This window comes from Pseudenhygromyxa sp. WMMC2535 (assembly GCF_011083025.2).
Map to the genome: position 1 here is coordinate 8365712 of NZ_JABJWV010000001.1, position 20646 is coordinate 8386357.

17 protein-coding genes are annotated in these 20646 nt (G+C 68.9%); 11 read left to right on the forward strand and 6 right to left on the reverse strand.

From position 1 onward, the window contains the following. Positions 1 to 13: 13 nt before the first annotated feature. A complete protein-coding gene (locus G6O69_RS32325) occupies positions 14 to 943 on the reverse strand; it encodes a M14 family metallocarboxypeptidase (protein ID WP_172307323.1) in 930 nt (309 codons plus the stop codon). A gap of 108 nt (positions 944 to 1051) precedes the next feature. Here G6O69_RS32325 and G6O69_RS32330 point away from each other — a divergent pair, with 108 nt between their 5' ends. Further along, positions 1052 to 1777 carry a dienelactone hydrolase family protein gene (locus G6O69_RS32330; RefSeq protein ID WP_172307324.1) on the forward strand — a complete coding sequence of 242 codons (726 nt, stop codon included), beginning with the start codon at positions 1052 to 1054 and terminating at the stop codon, positions 1775 to 1777. An 82-nt stretch (positions 1778 to 1859) separates the two neighbouring features. Here the strand turns inward: G6O69_RS32330 and G6O69_RS32335 are convergent, their stop codons facing one another. Next, positions 1860 to 2609 (reverse strand): PA14 domain-containing protein, encoded by a 750-nt coding sequence (locus G6O69_RS32335; protein WP_172307325.1) that lies wholly within the window; start codon positions 2607 to 2609, stop codon positions 1860 to 1862. A 90-nt stretch (positions 2610 to 2699) separates the two neighbouring features. Then, positions 2700 to 3329: an MXAN_5187 C-terminal domain-containing protein gene (locus tag G6O69_RS32340; protein WP_172307326.1), complete on the reverse strand. Its 630-nt coding sequence runs from the start codon at positions 3327 to 3329 to the stop codon at positions 2700 to 2702. 160 nt (positions 3330 to 3489) lie between these two features. Here G6O69_RS32340 and rseP point away from each other — a divergent pair, with 160 nt between their 5' ends. After that, entirely contained in the window at positions 3490 to 5160 is a 1671-nt protein-coding gene (gene rseP, locus G6O69_RS32345) for an RIP metalloprotease RseP (RefSeq protein ID WP_172307327.1), read from the forward strand. 4 nt (positions 5161 to 5164) lie between these two features. Continuing rightward, positions 5165 to 5917: a tRNA (adenosine(37)-N6)-threonylcarbamoyltransferase complex dimerization subunit type 1 TsaB gene (gene tsaB, locus G6O69_RS32350; RefSeq protein ID WP_172307328.1), complete on the forward strand. Its 753-nt coding sequence runs from the start codon at positions 5165 to 5167 to the stop codon at positions 5915 to 5917. 88 nt (positions 5918 to 6005) lie between these two features. On the opposite strand, the gene G6O69_RS32355 is transcribed toward tsaB, so the two are convergent. Continuing rightward, on the reverse strand, positions 6006 to 7844 hold the full coding sequence (locus G6O69_RS32355) for a DUF2330 domain-containing protein (protein WP_172307329.1): 1839 nt from the start codon (positions 7842 to 7844) through the stop codon (positions 6006 to 6008). A 159-nt stretch (positions 7845 to 8003) separates the two neighbouring features. Between G6O69_RS32355 and G6O69_RS32360 the strand changes: the two genes are divergently transcribed. Further along, entirely contained in the window at positions 8004 to 9608 is a 1605-nt protein-coding gene (locus G6O69_RS32360; protein ID WP_172301281.1) for a hypothetical protein, read from the forward strand. Between the two features lie 167 nt (positions 9609 to 9775). Here G6O69_RS32360 and icmF read toward each other — a convergent pair whose 3' ends face one another. Further along, positions 9776 to 13111: a fused isobutyryl-CoA mutase/GTPase IcmF gene (gene icmF, locus G6O69_RS32365; RefSeq protein WP_172307330.1), complete on the reverse strand. Its 3336-nt coding sequence runs from the start codon at positions 13109 to 13111 to the stop codon at positions 9776 to 9778. A gap of 224 nt (positions 13112 to 13335) precedes the next feature. Between icmF and G6O69_RS32370 the strand changes: the two genes are divergently transcribed. The 7 genes from G6O69_RS32370 (at position 13336) to G6O69_RS32400 (ending at position 19012) form a co-directional block, all read left to right on the forward strand. Further along, positions 13336 to 14808, forward strand: a complete 1473-nt coding sequence (locus G6O69_RS32370; protein ID WP_176397220.1) for a serine/threonine-protein kinase — start codon at positions 13336 to 13338, stop codon at positions 14806 to 14808. A 732-nt stretch (positions 14809 to 15540) separates the two neighbouring features. Continuing rightward, a complete protein-coding gene (locus G6O69_RS32375; protein ID WP_172307332.1) occupies positions 15541 to 16179 on the forward strand; it encodes a hypothetical protein in 639 nt (212 codons plus the stop codon). Continuing rightward, positions 16176 to 16784, forward strand: a complete 609-nt coding sequence (locus tag G6O69_RS32380; RefSeq protein ID WP_172307333.1) for a hypothetical protein — start codon at positions 16176 to 16178, stop codon at positions 16782 to 16784. The genes G6O69_RS32375 and G6O69_RS32380 overlap by 4 nt, the downstream gene beginning before the upstream one ends. A gap of 26 nt (positions 16785 to 16810) precedes the next feature. Next, positions 16811 to 17308, forward strand: coding sequence for a hypothetical protein (locus G6O69_RS32385; protein WP_172307334.1), 498 nt, complete (start codon positions 16811 to 16813; stop codon positions 17306 to 17308). 79 nt (positions 17309 to 17387) lie between these two features. Beyond that, positions 17388 to 17783 (forward strand): hypothetical protein, encoded by a 396-nt coding sequence (locus G6O69_RS32390; RefSeq protein WP_172307335.1) that lies wholly within the window; start codon positions 17388 to 17390, stop codon positions 17781 to 17783. 18 nt (positions 17784 to 17801) lie between these two features. Next, entirely contained in the window at positions 17802 to 18491 is a 690-nt protein-coding gene (locus tag G6O69_RS32395) for an ATP-binding cassette domain-containing protein (protein WP_172307336.1), read from the forward strand. Positions 18492 to 18493: 2 nt separating this feature from the next. Beyond that, positions 18494 to 19012: a tyrosine-protein phosphatase gene (locus G6O69_RS32400; RefSeq protein WP_172307337.1), complete on the forward strand. Its 519-nt coding sequence runs from the start codon at positions 18494 to 18496 to the stop codon at positions 19010 to 19012. A 106-nt stretch (positions 19013 to 19118) separates the two neighbouring features. Here G6O69_RS32400 and G6O69_RS32405 read toward each other — a convergent pair whose 3' ends face one another. Further along, positions 19119 to 20009 (reverse strand): hypothetical protein, encoded by an 891-nt coding sequence (locus tag G6O69_RS32405; protein WP_172307338.1) that lies wholly within the window; start codon positions 20007 to 20009, stop codon positions 19119 to 19121. Positions 20010 to 20646 lie beyond the last annotated feature (637 nt).

The window sequence follows — 20646 nt, forward strand, 5'->3', positions numbered from 1 at the left end:
TGCCCAGGCGCGCTCAGTGAGCGAGGGCGTAGTCGAGGCCAGCGCAGACCGCCGCGACCTGGGCCGCGTCGCAGATCTCCGCCGTCGCCCGCGGGCTGTCGGGGTAGACCTCCGTGGTCGTGGTGAAGCGCGCCTCGGTCAGGCCCGCGCACAGCCCGAGCGCGTCGAGGGGGTAGTCGATCACCCCGCGCTGGCTGATCTTGGTGCCGATGATCTCACTGGCCGCGTCGGCCTCGGCGATATGCGTGACCTGCTCGACGCCCGCGATGATCGCCGCCTGAAAGCCCGCCTGAGGGTTCTCGGTGTCGCCCACCGTGTAGAAGCCGTCGGGGATGTGGCCGGGCACGAAGGCCTGGCCGTCGCGCGCCGCGAGGGCCGGACGAAACTCCTGCTCGTCGCTGTCGGTGGTCTCGTGCAGATCCATGTGCACGAGGAAGTCGACCCCGATCTCCGCGAGCATGGCCATGAGCGCCGCGCACTCCTCGGCGGGGCTGTCGGCCACGAAGGAGCGGTTGGGATCGATGGCGTCGGGGTTCCAGCGGTTGATGACCTCGTAACCCCAGGGGCTGACGCAAGGCGCGATCACCAGGTTGAGCCGGTCGGCGTAGCTCGCCGCGCGGGTCGCCAGGAAGCGCAGGGCTCCCTGCACGCCGCTGGTCTCGTAGCCGTGCACGCCGCCGGTGATCAGCACCCAGGGCGCGTCGGCGAGCTCGGTCGCCGGCTGAACCACGTAGAGCGGGTAGCGCTGCGGATCCACGCTCAGCGCCCCGTAATTCACGACGCGAAAGCGCGGATCCACGGTCTCGAGCTTGGCCAGGACCTCCTCGGCGTAGCTTCGCTGGACACGCTGGCGCGCGCGCCAGGCCGCGCGCTCGCTGGCCGTCCACGGCTGTCCAGGCGTGCCGATGGGATAGAAGCGCTCGGGGGTCCCTGTCTCGCTCACGCCGCGACTGTGACACAGCGGCCACGGCGAGTCACGCGGGGCAAAAGCTGCGCACCGCAGCACCACAGCCACGCGACACCCGAGTGTACGCTCCAGCGCACGCTCGTCATGACGATGGTCGAGATCCCCGGAGCCAGCCCACCGCTCCAAGCCTGCCTGGCCCGACCCGAGGGCGCGGGGCCATGGCCCGGCGTGGTCGTGCTCCACGACGCCCTGGGCATGAGCCACGATCTTCGCGCGCAGACCAAGTGGCTGGCCGGCGCGGGCTACCTCGCCGCGGGCCCCGATCTCTACCGCGGCAAGGCTGGCCTGCGCTGCATGATCGCGGTCGCCCGCGCGGTGACCCGCGGCGAGGGCCAGGCCTTCTTGGACGTCGAGGCTACGCGGGCGTGGCTGGCGACGCGCGAAGACTGCACCAAGAAGATCGCCGTGCTCGGCTTTTGTCTGGGAGGCGGCTTCGCCCTCGCCCTCGCCCCGCGCAGCCACGGCTTCTCGGCGTCGAGCGTCAACTATGGCGGGCTGATGGAAGAGGCGGAGACCCAGCTGAAGACCGCCTGCCCGATCGTCGCCAGCTACGGCGCCAAGGACAAGGGCCTGCGTGGGAGCGCGGCTCGCCTCGAGGGCATCTTGAGCGAGGCGGGCGTCGCCCACGACGTTCACGAGTACCCCGACGCCGGCCACGCCTTCCTCAATGATCACGATCTGCGCGAGGTTCCGGCGATCTTTCGCTTCATGAGCTGGGCGACCGGCGGCAGCGGCTATCACGGGCCCTCCGCCGAGGACGCCCGCCGGCGGATCCTCGCCTTCTTCGCGGCCCACCTGCGCGACGAGTAGCCGCGCGCGCTGGCCCAAACGCGAGAGAGCGCGGCCGCCCAAGGGGCGCCGCGCTCTTTTTCAGCGTCGTTCGATCGACCGCTCAGCGGGTCGCGTCGTCGGGCTTGAACAGCACCTCGGTGGGGACGATCACCTTGTCGCCGCCGTCGATGGCCCACGCGAAGTGCATGGCCATGAGCGGGCCGGTGGACTGGAAGTAGTCGATCTCGAGCTGATACTCGCCAGCCGCGAGGTAGACCAGCTCGCAGGCCTCGACGGGCTCGTCGTGGACGCCGTCGTTGTCGACGACCAAGGTGCCCTCGAGCAGCAGCGCCGAGCCGTCGTCGCTGTGCAGGCACAGCTCGTACTCGGCCTCGGTGGCCACGTTGAGCCAGCCCGTGAAGCGGATGCCGTAGTTCTCGGTCGCCGAGCTCGCGCCGGGGAAGCCGTCGCTGGCCTCGGCCTCGTCGAAGTCGATGCTCGCGACCTCGAAGGTCTCGGAGGGGTCACCGATGGTCTCGAAGCCGGGCAGCCCATCGGCCTCGTCGAGGGTGAAGACCTCGGCGAGCAAGCCGTTGGGGCCCGTGTCCTCGTCCTCGCTGCTGTCGGGGGTGGTTCGCGGCGGCTTCTTGGCCTCGAGGGAGGTCCGCGCGGCGGCCTTGCTGCCGCTGCCCCGGGTGGAGGTGCTGCCGCGGGCGCGGCTGGCGGTCGCGGTGCCGTCGTCGTCCGTCGCGTCGCCGTCGCTCGCCGCCGCGTCGTCGGGGTTTTCCGTGTCGTCGGCCTTGTTCTTGGCGCAGCCCGCCAGGGCAAACGCGACGAAGGCGGTGGTCAAGGTCAGAGAGGATCGAGTCATGTCTTGCGTCCTAGGGGGCGTCTTGGGGGGAGAGAGCTCTCGGGGGCCGGTGTGACGGGCCCCGGGTCGAGTGGATTCAGCGAGCTTCGCTCAGCCAACCTTCTTGCGGCGAGCCCGGAGCCGGACCTTGCCGCCGACCGAGGCGACCTCGAAGCGGAAATTGTCGCCATGCTGCTCGCGCAGCCGGGGCACTTCACGCGCAAGCCTGTCGACCAGCTTGCCGTAGGTCAAGCCGGAGGTCGACTCGCCCGCGGCCTTCTTGGCGGCCACGAACTGCTTGTAGAGCTCGCGCGCCTGCTTGGCGTCCACGCCATCGGGGAGCTGGTGTCGAGACCCACCCGAAGCCCGCGCCGCGCGCGCCGGCTGCCCGCTCTTCTTGGCCTCCGCCTCGGCCTCCGCCGCGCGCTTGGCCAGGAACTCACGCTCGCGCCGCGCGGACTCGGCGAGCACTCGCTTGAAGGTGCCGCGCTCGATCTGACCCAGGATGCGCGTCCAGTAGTGCTCGTAGGTGACCAGGCGCGAGCGCAGGGTGTTCATGCGAAAGCGCAGCGCCGTCGTGCTCTTGGTCCGCTTGGTGAGCTCGCGGATCATCCGCTTGACGGCGTCGTGCTCGCGGGCGGGCGGGATGCGATCGACCCCGTTGAAGTAACGCTCATAGGCGACCTTGAGCAACTCGATGCTCTCCTCGAGATCGTCGAGGTCGTCCGGTGTGACCCTCACGGGGGCTTGCTTCTGGGGCCGGGCCAACGCCGAGGGATGCTAACAGCCCACGGCACCGCTGGGCCACCGGTGGGTGATCCACGCACTTTCACGAGAATCTTTCGCGCCGACCGCGCCAGACGCTCTGCGCTAGCCTGTGCTATCGACCCCCGGCGGCCCGATGAGCAAGATCTTCGCCTTCATCCTCCTGATCGGCCCGCTGATCTTCATCCACGAACTCGGCCACCTGCTCGCCGCCAAGCTCGTCGATGTGAAGGTTGGCCGGTTCTCCCTGGGTTTTGGCCCGCCGCTGCTGCGCCGCCGAGTTGGTGAGACCGAATACTGTCTCGCCCCCATCCCTCTGGGCGGCTACGTCACCTTGCTGGGCCAAAACCCCTACGAGGAGATCGCCGAGGCCGACCGCGATCGCGCCCTGTCCAGCAAGCCGCTGTGGGCGCGCTACTTCGTCCTCGCCGCCGGGCCAGCCGCGAACCTGCTGCTCCCGCTGCTACTCTACTTCTTCTTCTTTTTGACCCACGCCGTGCAGCCGCCCCCGGTGATCGGCACGGTCCTCGACGGCTCCGCGGCCGCCCTCGCCGGCCTCGAGCCCGGCGATCGCATCGTCGAGATCGACGGCGACGACGTGCGCTCGTGGAAGGAGATGCAGAGCAAGGTAGCGACCTCGCCCGACGTCGAGCTGCGCCTGGAGATCGAGAAGCAGGGCAAGCGAGTCGAGCGCTTCGTGACCCCGAGGCGCAGCTTCTTCGAAAACGCCCTCGGCGTCCCGGAGCCGCGCGGGCTGCTCGGCGTCTACGCGCACTTCTATGCCCCGCAGATCGGCATCGTGGATCCCGAGTCCCCGGCCTACGCCGGCGGCCTGCGCACGGGTGACGTGATCACCTCCATCGACGGCGAGCCCGTGCGCACCATCGAGGATCTCGAGGCGCTGATCGCCGACCCCCCGGACTCCCTCGTCCGCCTGACCTACCTGCGGCCCAAGGCCACGCAGTTTCAGCTCGGGACCTTGCTGTGGTTCGAGAGCAACCACGCCCAGCTGCTGCCGCGGCCCGAGTCGCGCACGCGCCCCGGCCTCGGCGACGCGGCCACGGCCGCCGCCTCGCCCACGGGCCTGCTGCCCGCGAACACCTTCGTCCGCGCCGTCGCCCACGACTCTCCGGCCGCGCGCGCCGGCCTGCTCCCGGGCGACCGCGTACTCGAGGTCGGCGGTCAGGCCGTGACCCGCTGGGAGTCCGTCGCCAACATCCTCGACCGCCTCAAGGACGAGCCCGTCACCTTGCTCGTCCAGTCCGTCGGCGACGAGCCGCGCGAGCTCACCCTCCAGCAAGAGATCCGCACGCGCAAGGACATCTACAAGACCGAGTACACCTACCTGTACTTCGGCGCCGAGCCCTACGGGATCAGCCAGCCTCCCCAGCTCGAGCCGATCCGCGGGCGCTTCACCTACGCCACGCGGGCGGCCTGGGACGAGAGCGTCTACATGCTCGAGATGATGTGGACGGCCCTGCGCCAGATGGTCACGCTCCAGCGCGGCGTCGACGAGCTCAGCTCGGTGGTCGGGATCTTCGCGTTCGCGGGGACGGCCGCCGAGCAAGGGCCCACCGAATTCTTGATGCTGATGGCGCTGATCAGCCTCAACCTCGGCTTCGTCAACCTGCTGCCGATCCCGATCCTCGACGGCGGGCACCTGCTCTTCTTCACCATCGAGGCCGTGCGCCGCAAGCCCCTCGGCCAGCGCGCGCGCGAGATCGCCAGCGCGGTCGGCCTCGTGATCGTCTTGCTGCTCATGCTCATCGCCCTGCGCAATGACGTGATCCGATTTTGGATGGACTGAGCCCATGACCGCTCGCTGGATGCTCTGCCTCGACGCCTCGGCCCCGCGCACCTGCGTGGCCGTGGGTAACCTCGACACCGGTGCGCTCGCCGTCGCCGACGAGCGGGAGGACGGCGCCAACCAGACCTCCGAGCGCCTGCACCTGCGCCTCGCCGAGGCTCTGGCCACCGCCGGCCTGCGCCCTGCCGACCTCGCCATGCTCGCTTGCGGCCGCGGCCCGGGGACCTTCACGGGCTCGCGCGTGGCCGTGGCCACCGCCAAAGGCCTCGCCCTCGGCCTCGGCCTGTCGATCGCCCCGGTCTCGACCCTGGCCGCCCTCGCCGCCTCGGATCCCCGCGGGCGCCCCGGCGGGCGCGTGCTCGCCCTGCTCGACGCCCGGCGCAAGCAGGTCTACGGCGGGCTCTTCGAGCTCGGGGCCGAGGGCCTGCCGAGCCCGCTGCCCCCCGGCGAAGAGCGCGTCATCGAGCTCGAGGGCCTCGTCAGCGCGCTCGGCCCGGCCCTCGACGACGAGCGCGTGCTCGCCTTCGGCCCGGGCTGCGGCCCCTACGCCGAGCAGCTGCCCGCGGCCTTGCGCGCGCGCAGCCAGCTCGCCCCGGGGCCCGACGCCCGCGGACTGTGGCGGGCCGCCCTGGCCGCGGCCCGCGGCGGCCAGGCCGTCAGCCCCGAGGCCCTCGACGTCGCCTACCTGCGGGTGAGCTACGCCGAGATGGGGGTCAACAAGCCCAAGCGCCCCGTCTTCGTCAGCCCCTTCGTCTGATACGGACGCCGCCAAGGCGGATGCTCGCCCGCCGCCGCCTCCCCCCCGGGAACGACGGCGGGCGTCACCCTAATAACGAAGCCAAGCGTCAAACTTCACGCGAGCGAGGCGCGGTCCGACGCCGGCGAACCAGGCCGAGGCCGAGCAGACCCAGCAGGCCCCAGCCCACGCGGCCCTCGCCCTGCCCTTCGCTCGAGCACGCACAGCTCGCGGCGCCATCCTCGATCCCGGCGCCGCCAGTGCCGTCGTTGCCCGAGTCGTCACCGCCGCTGTCGCCCTCGTCGCCGATCTCGTCGCTCCCGCCCTCACCGTCGCCGTCGCCGTCCCCAGACTCCGAGGGCGGCCAGCCGTGCGCGGCGTTCCAGGCGTCGAGCAGCTGGTTGATCGTGTCCGTGCGATCGCTGAGCACCTGGTTGGGGCCCGCCTGCACCGCGAGCGAGACCTCTTGCTCCCAGGGCATCTCGCCGGAGATCTCCGGCCACGCGAAGGGGTCGGGCATGTAGACCGAGCGGCCGTCGGGCAAGATGAACTCGGCCCCGCCCTCGCACAGCAGCCGGTGCGTGCCCTGGCGGATCGCCGGCACGTCCTGGAGATCCATGTTCACATGGAAGATCGGGTCCTCGTACATCTCGTTGGGCGAGATCGTCGTGTACATGCGGGTCAGGTACGACCAGCTGTCGAGCAGCCCCACGGCGTGCTTGCCCGGCGCGATGATCCGCTCGTCGAGGGCCGCCGAGAACGCCGCCGCGTCCCAGGCGTCCTCGTCGATCAGCCCGCCGTAGCAGATCAGGCAGCCGTAGAAGTCCGCCGGCTCGACCCCATCGGGCGTGGGCAAGAAGGACTCGACGAGCGCCGGCAAGAGCGGGTGGAGCAGCTCGCACTGGCCCTCGTAGCAGTAGGCCAGGCCCTGGCTCTCGAGCAGCTCGATCGTGTTCTCGGGCGTGTCCTGGAGCTCGGCGAAAGGCGCGGCGTCCCAGCTGTCCTCGTAGAGCCCGGCCTGGGAGACCACGCCGCTGGTCCCGGCGTACTCGGTCACGAAGGCGTTGCCCTCGGCCGCGAACGCGTCGACGGCCATCGACACGACCTCCTTGTAGTTCTCCGCGAAGTTGATCCAGTCGATCATCAAGGGGTTGACGATCACGTGGCGATAGTTGGTCGGCGCCGCTCGGCCGTTGGCGAGCACGAAGGCGCGGATGTCCATGTCCTCGCTGGCGGCGATCCGCGTCAGGCGGAGCGGCACGCAGGACTCGTTGCCCTCGTAGCGCAAGACGATCGGGTGGATCTCGTCGACGTCGGCGTTGAAGGCGAGCTTGAGGGCGACGAAGAGGTGGCCCTCGTTCAAGTACTCGCCGAGGATCGGCTCGGCCGCGGGGTCTTGCTGGTAGCCGTTGGCGTCCAGCCACTGCATCACCCCCTCCACGGTCCCGCCCTCGAGCACCGTGACCTCGAAGGCGCCGACGATCTGCTGGAGGATCACGTTCGGCCCGCCCGTATCGCCCCCATCGTCGGTGCCGGTGTCGCCCCACCCATCGTCCCCGGTGCTCGTGCTCTCGCCCAAGTCGTCCCCAGAGTCACCGCAAGGCTCCTGGACCGTGTTGAAGCCGTAGGTCGGCACCGAGCCGGCGAGCAGGTTTTGAAACAGCGTCTCCGAGCCGACCGAAAACTCCGGCACCGCCGTCATCGGGATCACCCACGCGAATTTCTCGGCGTCGTTCTCCGGGTCGTACTGGATCTGGATGTGGGCCTCGACGATGTTGCCGTCGATGACGAAGAGGATGTTCTCCCCCGTCTGGTCGACAGGCATGGACGTGGGCCCCGTGTCACAGAAGGTCCCCCCGCAGGCAGACGCGGCGGAGGGGTTGAGCAGCAGCGGGAGCGCGAGGGCGGCAGGGGCGGCGAGACAAGTCAGTAGGCGGCGAGTGATCATGGAGGCCTCTGAACCCACAGGTGCCACCAGCGAGGCGCGTCGATCATGGCCGAATCAAAAAAAGCCCTCGGGCCTGGAAAAAATCAGGCATGGGGTGCACTCCGGCCCGCGCACGATGAAATGCGCCACGGCCCGGCCCCCGCTTGCTACCGTGCTCTCGTGAGCGTCACGCACCGCGCCTTCCAGACAGCTTCCCTCTCGCTCTCGATCTCCTGCGCGTTTTCGAGCGGTTGTGGAGACCCCTCCGCCGGTGACGTTGACGATGAGATCGGCAGCGAGAGCACCGAGGACACCCTGGGAACGGAAGAGACCGGCTCGAGCAGCGACTCCGACAGCACCGAAACCGACTCCGACTCCGACTCCGACTCCGACAGCAGCGACTCCGACAGCACCGACTCCGACTCCAGTGAGACCGGCGACGAGAACCTCGACTGCTCCATCGAGGGCGCCTTCCAGTACGCGCCCCCAGCCACCGAGATCGACGGGCTCTTCGCCACGCCCATCGACATCCTGGCGACCGAGGCCACCATCTTCTTCTCCCTCGGCAGCCAGCACGCCATCGCCGAGGTCAGCGTCGACTTCCGGGTCGGGCCCGAGGGCGGCATGCCGATCTTCGATCTCCGTCAGACCATCGACGCCGGCACCTTCGACCAGCAATTCATCGACCCCGCGGCGGCCCAGCGTCACGACTTTGGCAAGGGCCTGGACTACGGCTTTCGGATCCTCGAGTTCGAGCTCGAGCCCTGCACCGAGCACACCTTGACCTTGCAGTACGCCCTCGACGTCCCCGACGCCCCGGAGGCCGGCGGCCTCGAGTGGAGCACAGCGCCCAACCGCCTGTACTTCGACAGCTGGCTCTCGGACCTCAACCCCGGCCGCTACCTCGAGTCCTGGCTGCCCGCCAACTTGCCCTTCGATCGCCAGGCGCTGACCCTCTACCTGGTCCTCGAGGACGCGGGCGTGCCCCACACGCTGCTGAGCAACGCGGAGATCGAGGAATTCTCGGAGCACGACTGGAAGCTCGAGTTCCCCGACACGACCACGGCCATGGCCCCGCTGATCATCGTCGTGCCCAGCGAGCAGATCAGCGCGAGCACCGGCGTCCACCAGGCCGCCAACGCCCAGGACATCCCCTACACCCTCGTCCGCCACGAGACCGCCGGCGAGAGCCTGACCTCGCTCGAGGCCCGGCTGCTCGACGCGATCGACGAGTTCGTGACCTCGACCGGCGACTTTCTCCACCCGGCGATGCTCGGCTACGTCAGCGCCAGCGCGCGCTCCATGGAGTACGACGGCGGCTTCACCACCAAGCCCAGCGACCTCGAGCACGAGGCCTTCCACAGCTGGTGGGCCCGCGGGGTCCACCCCGCGACCTACGCCGACGGGTGGATCGACGAGGCCTGGGACATGTACAACACCACCTTGGGCCTGAGCTTCACCGTCGAGCCCTTCGACTGGGACGACGCGCCGACCGAGCTCTACGACGCCCACCCCTTCGCCCGCGACACGCCCAACGCCTCCTACTGGACCGGGCGGGCCGTGTTCGCCGGGCTCGCGGCGATCATGGGCGTCGACGAGCTGCGCGCGGCCATGGCCACGCTCTACGCCGACATCGAGCCGCTCGGCAGCGTGAGCACCGAGCTGCTCGAGCGCCACCTCTACTGCGAGAGCGGCGAGCAGCTCGAGGTGCTCCAGGCCTTTTGGCGCTTCGTCCGGGGCTTCGACGGCTCTGTCCCCGAGCCGGCCGCCGACCTTTGCGACTAGAGCGGCGATCGGTTTGAAGGCGCGCCGTCAGGTGCGTCTTGGCGGTTCCGTGGCTAGGAGCGAGGCCGAAGCTGTGGTGGACCCACTGCGAGCGCCGAGCGACAACGACCACGGGGCCGCCAAGATGTGCCTGGCGGTGCGAATTCAAACCGATCGCCGCTCTAGGATCACATGTTGCGGCGATACTCGCCGCCGACCTCGAAGAGCTTGTTCGAGATCTGGCCCAGGGAGCACACCCGGACCGCGTCCATCAGACACTCGAAGATGTTCCCGCCGGCGAGCGCGACCGCCTCGAGGCGGGCGAGGGCCGCGGCGCTCTCGTCGGCGTGGCGGTCCTGAAACCCCTCCAGGCGGGTGATCTGCGCGTTCTTCTCGTCGCCGCTGGCGCGCGTGAGCTCGAGGCCGTCGGCCTCCTGATCCGCGCTCTTGTTCGGATTGATGAAGGTGTTCACGCCAACGATCGGCAGCTCGCCGGTGTGCTTGAGACGCTCGTACTTGAGGCTCTCGTCTTGGATCTTGCCGCGCTGGTACTGGCGCTCCATGGCCCCGAGCACGCCGCCGCGCTCGTCGAGGCGCAGGAACTCGTCGAGCACCGCCTCCTCGACGAGCTCCGTGAGCTGCTCGACGATATAGCTGCCCTGGAGCACGTTCTCGGTCTTGGCCAGGCCCTGCTCCTTGGTGATGATCATCTGGATCGCCATCGCCCGGCGCACGCTCTCCTCCGTCGGCGTGGTCACGGCCTCGTCGTAGGCGTTGGTGTGCAGGCTGTTGCAGTGGTCGTAGTAGGCGAACAGCGCCTGCAAGGTCGTGCGGATGTCGTTGAAGTCGACCTCCATGGCGTGCAGCGAGCGCCCGCTGGTCTGGATGTGATACTTGAACTTCTGGCTGCGCTCGTCGGCGCCGTAGAGGTCGCGCATCGCGATCGCCCAGATCCGCCGCGCGACCCGACCGATGACCGTGTACTCTGCGTCGAGGCCGTTGGAGAAGAAGAAGCTCAGGTTGCGGGCGAAGTCGTTCACGGCCATGCCCCGCGAGCGATAGTACTCGACGTAGGTGAAGCCGTTGGCCAAGGTGAAGGCCAGCTGCGAGATCGGGTTCGCCCCGGCCTCGGCGATGTGGTAGCCGCTGATCGACACCGAGTAGTAGTTCTGCACCCGCTTGCGGATGAAGTAGTCCTGGATGTCGCCCATCATCCGCAGGGCGAACTCGATCGAGAAGATGCAGGTGTTTTGGCCCTGATCCTCCTTGAGGATGTCGGCCTGGACCGTGCCGCGGACCTGCGCCAAGGTGCGATCGCGCAGCTGCTCGAGCTCCTCACCCGCGGGCGCTCGGCCGTGCTCGGCGGCGAAGCGCTCGACCTGCTGATCGATCGCCGCGTTCATGAACAGCGCGAGCACGATCGGCGCCGGGCCGTTGATCGTCATCGACACCGAGGTGCTCGGGGCGCACAGGTCGAAGCCCGCGTAGAGCTCCTTGGCGTCGTCGAGGGTGCAGACCGAGACACCGCTCTCGCCGATCTTGCCCCACACGTCGGGGCGCTGCTCCGGATCCCAGCCGTAGAGGGTCACGGAGTCGAAGGCCGTCGACAGGCGCTTGGCCGGCTCGCCCGCCGACAGGTACTTGAAGCGCTCGTTGGTCCGCCCCGGGCCGCCCTCGCCGGCGAACATCCGCTTGGGGTCCTCGCCCTCGCGCTTGAAGGCGAACACGCCGCCGGTGTAGGGGAAGTGGCCTGGCGGGCCCTCGAGCAGCATGTAGCGCAGCGTGGCGCCGGGCTCGTCGTCGGCCGGCAGCGCGACCCGGGGGACGCGGCTGTCGGACAAGGTCGTGACGTGTGTCGGGTAGCGGACCTCGCGGTTGCGGATCTTGACCACGTACTCGTCGGCGCCGTACTCGGCGCGCAGCTCGGGCAGCAGCGCCAGCGCCCGGCGAGCGTCACCGTCGAGGCGACCCTCGGCCGCGGCGATCTCTGCGTCGAGCCAGTCCCCGGCCTCGCCCGCCGACAGGGCGTCGACCCCGGCGGCCGCGGCCAGGGCCCTGGTCTGGCGCAGGTGCTCGAGGGTCCTCGCGATCTCGATCTGCTGGTCGACCCGCGCCTTGTAGGCGCGGACAGAGTGCGCGACCTCGGCGAGGTAGTGGACGCGCTCGGGCGGGATGATGTCGCGGGTGTCGCTGGCCACGGCCTGCTGGTCCGCGGGGATCCGGCACGTCCACTCCGGCGCGGCGACCTGGCTCAGGCGCCCGCACAGCGCCGCGTAGAGCCCGTTGACCCCGCTGTCGTTGAAGCGGCTGGCCACGGTACCGAACACCGGGAGCTGCTCGTCGCTGACCTCGTGAAACAGGTTGCGGTTGCGCCGGACCTGCTTGCGGACGTCTCGCAGCGCGTCCTTGCTGCCCTTGTGCTCGTACTTGTTGATGACCACGAAGTCCGCGACGTCGAGCATCTCGATCTTCTCGAGCTGGCTCTGGGCCCCGTACTCGGCGGTCATCACATAGGCGCAGACGTCCGCGACCTCGTCGACGGCCGCGTCGGCCTGGCCGATGCCCGAGGTCTCGACCAAGACAAGCTCGTAGCCGGCGAGCTTGCACAGGCGGACGGCGTCGAGGGTCGCCGCCGAGAGCTCGGCCCCGGAGCTGCGCGTGGCCATGCTGCGCATGAACACGTTCGGGTGGCGCAGGCTGTTCATGCGGATGCGGTCGCCGAGCAGCGCCCCGCCCGTGCGCCTGCGCGAGGGATCGACGGAGATCACGGCGATCCGGCGATCGGGGTTCTCACGCGCGAAGCGGGCCACGAGCTCGTCGGTCAGCGAGCTCTTGCCCGCGCCGCCGGTCCCGGTGAGCCCAAGCACGGGCACCGAGGGCAACTTGGCTTCGCGGACCGCATGGAGCAACGCCTGCGCCGCCTCGCCCTCGCTGGCGTGCGCGGACTCGATCACCGAGATCAGCTGCGCGAGGCGAGGCACCACGTCCTGCTTGGAGGCCCCTGCGTCGAGGAGCGCCCCGAGCTCGGCGAGCGGATCCTCGGGTGCCGTGGAGAAGTCCGCCCCACGAATGATCAGCTCGATCATGCCCTCCAGGCCGTAGCGGCGCCCGTCCTCCGGCGAGAAGATGCGGCTGATGCCGTAGGCATGCAGCGCCTCGATCTCCCGGGGCACGATCACGCCACCGCCCCCGCCCCAGATCGTCACGTGGTCTGCACCACGCTCGCGCAACAAGTCCGCCATGTACTTGAAGAACTCCATGTGCCCGCCCTGGTACGAGCTCACGGCGATGGCCTGGGCGTCCTCCTGGATCGCGGCGTCGACGATCTCTGCGGCGCCACGGTTGTGACCGAGGTGGATCACCTCCGCCCCCTGGGCCTGTAGAATCCGACGCATCACGTTGATCGCCGCGTCGTGCCCGTCGAAGAGCGCGGCCGCCGTGACCACGCGAATCTTGTTGGCGGCCTGATAGCGCTCGGTTGGGGCCTGATTGGGGCTATGGCTGGTCGCAGCGGCGTTGGGCATGGTCGCCGGCAGGGTACGGATCAAGCCCACGCGAAGCCAGCCAAAGACCATTCACGCCCAACGTCACGCCAGTTTCCACACTTTGGAAGCAATTTCGCCACCTTGGCGCGCAAGCGTTTTCACGCTACACCCCAGCCACGGAATTCGGCGCCGACCGCCTCCGCCCCGGGACCACGCCAAGCAGGCGTCCTGGGATACACTGCGTCGGCCCGACACCTGCCTGCATGGCACACCAACCCAAAGGACCGCCCGCGAGCCGGCGACGGCTCGCGCTCGATGAAGAACACTCGGGCGCGAGCATGAGCATGGAGATGGCCGTGAACGACGACATTGGCCGCACCCTCGCCTCCCGTTACCAGATCAGTCGCATCATCGGCGAAGGCGGCATGGGGGTGGTCTATGAGGCCTACGACACCCAGGTCGATCGCGATGTAGCGATCAAGGTCGTACGCAGCGAGTGCCTGTCCGACCGCAAGTTCCTGACCCGCTTCAGGCGCGAGATGGAGGTCACCACGCGCCTGCGCCATCCCTCGACCATTCGCGTGTTCGAGCACGGCGAGGCCGAGGACGGCCGACCTTATATGGTCATGGAGCTGCTCACCGGCGAGAGCCTCGCCGAGCGGCTCGAGCGCGGACGCATCCCCGAGATCGAGGCCCTCCAGTACGCCCGGCAGATCGCCGAGAGCCTGTCCGAGGCCCACGAGAACGGCATCTTCCACCGCGACCTCAAGCCCGACAACATCTTCATCGAGAGCGTCGGCGTGTCGACCGTCGTCAAGGTGCTCGACTTCGGCATCGCCGGTGGCCTCGACGCCACCCGGCTGACCAAGGCTGGCGAGGTGTTTGGCACCCCGCAGTACATGTCGCCGGAGCAGTGCAACGGCCTCGCCCTCGACCACCGCACCGACATCTACTCCCTCGGCTGCATCCTCTACGAGATGATCGAGGGCCGCCCGCCCTTCTCGGCCGAGTCGCCGATGGCGACCATGCTCAAGCACGTCAAGAGCAAGGTCCCGACCCCGCGCCACTGCTGCCGCGAGACCGTCAAGGTCTTGATGATGGCGCTGCGCAAGGATCGCAACAAGCGGATCCAAGACTGCGGTCGCTTCGCCGAGCTGCTCGGTGAGTGCATCGGCGCCGCGCGAGCCCGCGCCGAGGGCCGCCAGCCGCCCGAGAGCCCGCTGCGACGCAGCGCCAACTCCACCGGGCCCATCTCCGCGGTCAACGACCTCCCGACCGTCGGCAAGAGCCCGTCCGCGCCGCTCCCCAGCGGTCAGAGCGTGGTCAACAAGCTGGTCATCGGCGGCCTCGCCCTGGCCTTCGTGCTGATCGTCGGCGCGATGATCTTCGGCGGCGGCGATCGTGACCACGGCGTGGAGGAGCGCGAGGACGAGCGCGCGCGCAAGGACGCCCCGACCCTCGCCGACGATCCCAGCGACGCCGACGAGCTGCCCAAGAACCGGGCCTCGATCACGACCAACGTCGAGGGCGCGCGGGTCTTCCTCGACGGCGACTTTCAGTGCGAGACGCCCTGCACCATCGAGGTCCCCGTCGGCGACGACATCGACCACGAGCTGATCTTGCGCAAGGACGGCTACATCGAGGTCATGGGCAAGTGGCGTCCGTCCAGCGTGACCGAGGCCGCGCCTCAGCTGCCCGATCTCAAGCCGGCCGACCTCAAGCTCGAGCTCGACTAACGAGTTCGACTAACGGGCTCGCCCCGCGAGCGCGCGCCCTCAGGCAAGCAGCTGCGAGCGCGCGCACGCCCAGGCGAGCGCGGCGCGAGAGGCCTGTACTCGCCGCGCGCTTCGCCGCAGGCGAGGCCCCGGCGCGCCCCTCACCTGTGTTGAATTCGAGAGCCGCCCACCAGGGCCGGGCTCGAGGGCTGCAAGATCCTCGCTTTGAATTCGCGCCTGTGGCCGCTCGGCTGGTGTCGCGGACGGGCACTCCCGAACGCCGCGCGCGTTTAGGACCACGCGAGGACACGACGCAGCGCATTTTCGTCGCGCTCACGCCACGCGATGCCCCATTTGGGCCCCGCCGCGAGGCCGGGGCGTCGCGAGCTGTGCCCGCTCCCCACTGTTTCCAAAGTCCACAGTCATGTACCGAAGTCCATGGCCGATTCTGTATAAAACGCAGTACGCAACCAACAATTCATCACACCTATACAGATAGCCCATCCTCGAGATTGGGCATACACCAGACACGCTCGCTCCCTCAGACTGGCCAATACGCGACAAAAATGCACTGAGGCGTACTTTTCTGACAAGCTCTCATTGATCGTGACAAAGCTAGCTGATAGCCTGAATCCATAGCCCAAACGGGGCATACGATTGCAGACTGTACCAAGAGCCAACACTCTATTTGGCACGAGTCGCAATCATCCTTAGGTAACTCCCGCCTCCCGCCGAGGACGGTCACGAATCATCATGAGCATCAACGCCGACGTATCCGGAAGCTTCCAGCGCCCGACCCTCGTCGACTACCTGATCGTCGCCGAGCTCCAGAGCCTCGACCTCGGGCTCCGCCTGTGGATTGGCGCCCTCGAGGTCGGCCTGGTCGGGCTGCGCGACGGCCAGGTGACCCACGCCGAGCTCCCCGGCGCGAGCGGAGATCCAGCCTTGACCCTGCTCGCCCGCCTGCCCGTGCGCATCACCACCGAGCTGTGGTCGACCGAGCTGCACACCGTCCGCAGCCCCTGGCGCGAGCTCGTCGACGAGAGCATCTGGGGCGCCTCCCCCGGCCGCGCGCAGCGGCTCGAGGCGATCCGCAGCGAGCTCCAGGAGCTGTTCAGCGAGCCCAAGCAGCGCCTGATCGAAGAGATTGATCCGGTCGAGGTCCAGGAGGACCACGCGCTCACCCGCGCCCGTCGCCTGGCCACCGAGCTGCTCGACTGGGCGGCCGTCGAGGCCTACCTCGGGGGCGACCGCGAGCGCGCCCGCCGGCTGCTCGGCCAGCGCGAGCAGCTCCTGCCCGGAGACCTGCTGTGCGCCGCCAACCTCGAGCGCCTGCGCCTGCGCCTGCTCGAGGACGAGATCACCGCGAGCGTCGGAGACAGCGACCAATGAAACCCAGCCTCGATCGCGCCCTGGCCGAGATCATCGGCCCAATGGAGGGGCTGCGCGCGGTCGTCCTGTCGATCGCGCCGGATGGGCTGATCGCCTGGAGCTGGGAGCGCAACGCCAAGCACGACATCGCCCTGGGCTTCGCCGCCCTCAACCGCGCCGCGAGCACCTGCTTCGAGAGCCTCGGCGCGTCCCAGCGCGACCGCAGCGTGCTGCTCAACGCGAAAAACAGCTGCGTCGCCGTGTGGCCGCTCGAGGAGCTGGCCGAGACCGACACGCTCGAGAACGGCCGCATGACCCTCACGGTCGTGTTCTCCGGGCGAATGCAGAGCGGGATGGTCATGCTCTACGGCAACCGCATCCGTCTGCACCTGCGCCAGGCCCTGGCGGCCGCGCGCTGCGATGAGCTCAGCGCGCTGCGCAGCGAGCTCGTCGAGCTGCTCGAGGGCAGCGAGGAGCCCGACGCGCTGCTCGCCAAGCTCAGCCAGGACGGCGGCGTCGAGCTGCGCCGCCTCGCCCGCCTCGAGGCCCTCAGCGAGCGCGAGCGTACCCACCTCCACGAAGCCATGACCCTGCGCCGCGCCGCGCGGCGTCGACTGCACCACTGACCCCTCGGATCACCAGCGAGGCCCTCATGAACACCGCGACCGCGATCGAGACGTCCACGAGCGTCCAGCAGCCCTACTCCCCCTCCCCGGCGAGCATGCCGAGCGCGTCCTCGCGGCCGGGGCTGACCTCGCTGATCCGCACGGGTCGCGGGCTGATGACCGTGCAGACCGAGATCACCGGCGACCCGGCGGCGCTGGTCACCATCGTCGACTTCCGCGGGCGCGTGCTCAAGACCTGGCGGCGCCAGCTCGACGTCGCCGCCGACCACATCACCGCCCCCGACCTCGCCCGCGAGTGGCACGACGAGGTCGAGGCCCAGGTCCGCGCCAACCTCAACCGCGCGGCCAAGCGCAGCTCGTCGGCGAGCGAGGACGTCGTCGTCGCCCACCTCTTCGCCGCCGCCATGCAGGCCTACGCCAACCGCGACTTCGCGACCGCCAAGGCGGTCTGCCGGGCCTGCACGCTGCTGCTGCCCGAGGACAGCCGCCTGAGCTCTTGCCTCCAGCAGCTGCGCGTGCGCTGAGCGAGCCCCCTTTCTCCGCTTCCAAGTCCCAACACCGACTACCTCTGACTCCACCCTTCACCGAACGAGAGAGCACCCCATGAGCGTCGAAACCATCCTGACCAAGACCATGAAAGAAGTCCCCAAGGCCGTCGCGTGCGGCGTCGTCGACATGTCCACCGGCATGCTGCTCGGCGTCAAGACCATCGACAGCCACCCGCAGGAGGTCCTCGACCTCGTCTCGGCCGCGACCAAGGACCTGTTCGAGGGCGACAACGTCACGACGATCGAGAACACCTTCAAGCGCGTCCGTGGCGTGGAGACCACCGAGCGCTACTTCAAGGAGATCATCGTGATGTCCACCAACCTCGTGCACATCTTCGCGCGCGTGAAGTCCATGCAGTCCGTGGTCGTCGTCGCGGTCTGCCGCTCGGACACCAACCTCGGCCTCGGGCTGATGAAGATGCGCTCGATCACCGGCTCCGAGACCATCTAGCCACCAGCCAGGACAACCGTGGACACACAGCCACCCATGCTCTCCCTGCGCGGGCTGAGCGTCGGCTGGGGCCCGCGCTGCGTGCTGCCTCAGCTCCAACTCGAGGTCAACGCCGGCGAGGTGCTCTGTGTCGTTGGCCCCGGGGGCAGCGGCAAGAGCACCTTGCTGCGCGCCCTCGAGGCCATCATTCTAGACGCCCCTCCCGATCCCCAGAACCTGTGGTGGCGAGGCGAGGTCGACGTCTCGGTCGAGACCTGCCGCCGCCTCAACCAGCACGGGAGCTTCGCCCGTGATCGGATCAGCGAGCTGCTCGCCGTCGAGGAGCTCAGCTGGCTGCTCGAAGCCAGCGAGCGCGACGTCCTCCAGACCAACCTCGACCGCAGCTTGGCCGCGGTCCCCGACCACCTGCGTCGCGTCCTGAGCTTCGCCCTGGTCGCGCGCGAGCCCGCGCCGCTGCTGCTCTTCGACGAGCCGATCTTCTCGCTGCCCGAGCCCTGGTCCGCGCAGATCACAGCGGGTCTGCGCGCGCTCGCAAGCCGCGGGAAGACCCTGATCGTCGTCACTCACTACCTCCCCTTGGCCCGGGAGATCGGTGATCGCGTCGCCTTGTTGATCGACGGCGCGCTCATCGAGTCTGGCCCGACCGAGGACTTCTTTTGCCGGGCTCGCCATCCGCGAACCCGCCGCTTCCTACAATGGGGCACTTGATCATGCGTCGCCGCTCTCGTGAATCACTCGCCAGCTTCAGCTGGTTCATCCCCGGACGACTGGCCGGATCGGCGCGCCCGGGGCTGCTCCGCGAGCTCACCGATGATCTGACCTTCCTGCGCTCGAAGGGAATCGCCCGCGTGGTCAACCTGACCACCAAGGTCCTCCCCGAGGCCGTGGCCGAGGCGGGCTTTCAGGTCGTGCACTTCCCAATCGCCGACATGGGCATCCCCACACCGCGAGCCTGCGCCTCGCTGTGTCGCTCGATCGTCGAGGAGCTCGAGACCCGACCGACGCTGCTGCACTGCCGCGGCGGCCTCGGTCGCACGGGGACCGTGGCCGCCTGCTGCCTGGTCACCCTCGGGCGCGGGCCCAAGGAGGCCCTCGCGGAGGTTCGCGCCATCAACCCCAACTACGTGCAGAGCCCGGCCCAGGCCGCCTTCATCGGCCACTACGCGCAGTGGATTGAAGACGGCGCAGAGCCGAGCATCGAGGCGCTGCGCAAAGAAGCGCCGAGCTGAGCTGCGTCGAGCTGGGCGCGGGCGCGAGCGCCTCGACCCAGCTCGACGTGTCGACCCGCTCAGCGAGTCGGCCCGCTCAGCGAGTCGACCCACCCAGCGAGCGCACTCAGCCGGTCTTGCGCGCAGGCGCAGCCTTGGCGTCGACCCCGAGGCGGGCCTGGGCTGCGGGGCGCAGGGTGTGCCAGATGAAGTCGTAGACGTCGAGCAGATCGTTGGGCGCCAGGCCGGCGGCCTCGAGCTCGTCGTAGACGGTGCTCGCCATGTGCAGGTAGCGGCTGTAGCTCAGCCAGTTGGGCCGCGCGCTGACCTGGAAGTTGGGCAGCAGCATCTTGGCCTGGACGCGGTACACGCTGGGTCGCACGCAGGTGTGCCCCTCGGGGTCGACCAGCGCGCCGATCGCCGAGATCACCGGCCAGGTCGAGACCTTGCGGCCGAGCGCGCGCTCGAACCGGGCGAAGCGCGTCGGGCCCTCTTCCTCGCCGTAGAGCCAGCCGTAGAGCGCCTCACCGAGCTCTGCGCTCGGGGCGAGCGCGGCGAAGCGCTTGGCGTGGGGCGCCGGCACCAGATCCGAGCCCTTGAGCAGCTCGTGGACGCGCTCGTGAATTCCGGCCCAGTCCTTGGCTTCGACCAGGGCGCCGAGCTTGGCCCGCGACAAGCCCACGGCCTGGGCGATGGCGGGATCGCGGTGACGCTTGAGCCGTCGCTTCGCGCCGAGGCCACGGTGATCGGCCTGCCACGCCTCGCCGTGGAAGCCCTCGGGGTAGTCCTCGCGGAATAGACCGATCTGATCGCGCAGGCTCGGCAGTCGCCGGCCGCTGTCGAGGACCTGCTCGTCGCCGGCCAGCCGCGCCAGGCGAACGACCGTCTTGGCGCTGCCGTCTCCCGGCGCCACCGCGGGCTTGAAGAGGTGATAGAAGCCCTCCTTGAACACGCGCTGGCGGCCGTCGGAGAACTGATAGCCGCGCTTTCCGTCGCGCTGCCAGAGCAGCACGGCCACGCCCCAATGTGGCCGCATGTGATGGCGAAAAAGTCGAACGCTGGAGTCCGTGGTAGTGGTGGTTTCGTGATTCGTCTGTTGATGAGCTTCCTGCATCGCCGTCCTTCCTTCGGCCCAGAGGCCGAGCACTGATCATCGATTTGATGGACACCCGTCTCGTATCGACCGAATCCGACTGGCGGATCCACGGGACACGCACCGACCTACTACAAGATGACACGGATTTTAGCGATCGCAAGTGATGGCACCAAAATTGGATACATCTTGGATATATCCGCGACGCAGCGCCACCCAGCGCCATCCGAGCCGACGGCGCCTGCGATGAACTCATGTGTCCGATATTGGAGAGAGTCGAAGTGCATCGATTCGATTTTCACTCGCGCCGATGTGCATCGATTCACCTCGCCTCCCACCACGGCGAGCGCTCCTCGACGCGTCCTCATCGACCCGATCCTCGCGCTCGCCTCCAGCTCCACCACCCGTCGCCGGCCCCCTCCCTCGCTGGCGCCTCGCGTCCACTCGCACTCGCGTCCAGCCCCTCCCCTCTCTGCTCGTTTCCCCCTCTGCCCTCCGAGCCCCCGTGACTCTTCGCGAGTCTGGTCGTCATGGATCCGGGTCGTCATCGATCCGGGTCGGC

Bases quoted from the DNA above. Each gene is read 5' to 3' on its own strand.
- G6O69_RS32380 (WP_172307333.1), top strand. From the start codon at position 16,176: ATGAAACCCAGCCTCGATCGCGCCCTGGCCGAGATCATCGGCCCAATG.
- G6O69_RS32335 (WP_172307325.1), bottom strand. From the start codon at position 2,609: ATGACTCGATCCTCTCTGACCTTGACCACCGCCTTCGTCGCGTTTGCC.
- G6O69_RS32400 (WP_172307337.1), top strand. From the start codon at position 18,494: ATGCGTCGCCGCTCTCGTGAATCACTCGCCAGCTTCAGCTGGTTCATC.
- G6O69_RS32370 (WP_176397220.1), top strand. From the start codon at position 13,336: ATGGCACACCAACCCAAAGGACCGCCCGCGAGCCGGCGACGGCTCGCG.
- G6O69_RS32390 (WP_172307335.1), top strand. From the start codon at position 17,388: ATGAGCGTCGAAACCATCCTGACCAAGACCATGAAAGAAGTCCCCAAG.
- rseP (WP_172307327.1), top strand. From the start codon at position 3,490: ATGAGCAAGATCTTCGCCTTCATCCTCCTGATCGGCCCGCTGATCTTC.
- G6O69_RS32385 (WP_172307334.1), top strand. From the start codon at position 16,811: ATGAACACCGCGACCGCGATCGAGACGTCCACGAGCGTCCAGCAGCCC.
- G6O69_RS32355 (WP_172307329.1), bottom strand. From the start codon at position 7,844: ATGATCACTCGCCGCCTACTGACTTGTCTCGCCGCCCCTGCCGCCCTC.
- tsaB (WP_172307328.1), top strand. From the start codon at position 5,165: ATGACCGCTCGCTGGATGCTCTGCCTCGACGCCTCGGCCCCGCGCACC.
- icmF (WP_172307330.1), bottom strand. From the start codon at position 13,111: ATGCCCAACGCCGCTGCGACCAGCCATAGCCCCAATCAGGCCCCAACC.
- G6O69_RS32330 (WP_172307324.1), top strand. From the start codon at position 1,052: ATGACGATGGTCGAGATCCCCGGAGCCAGCCCACCGCTCCAAGCCTGC.
- G6O69_RS32375 (WP_172307332.1), top strand. From the start codon at position 15,541: ATGAGCATCAACGCCGACGTATCCGGAAGCTTCCAGCGCCCGACCCTC.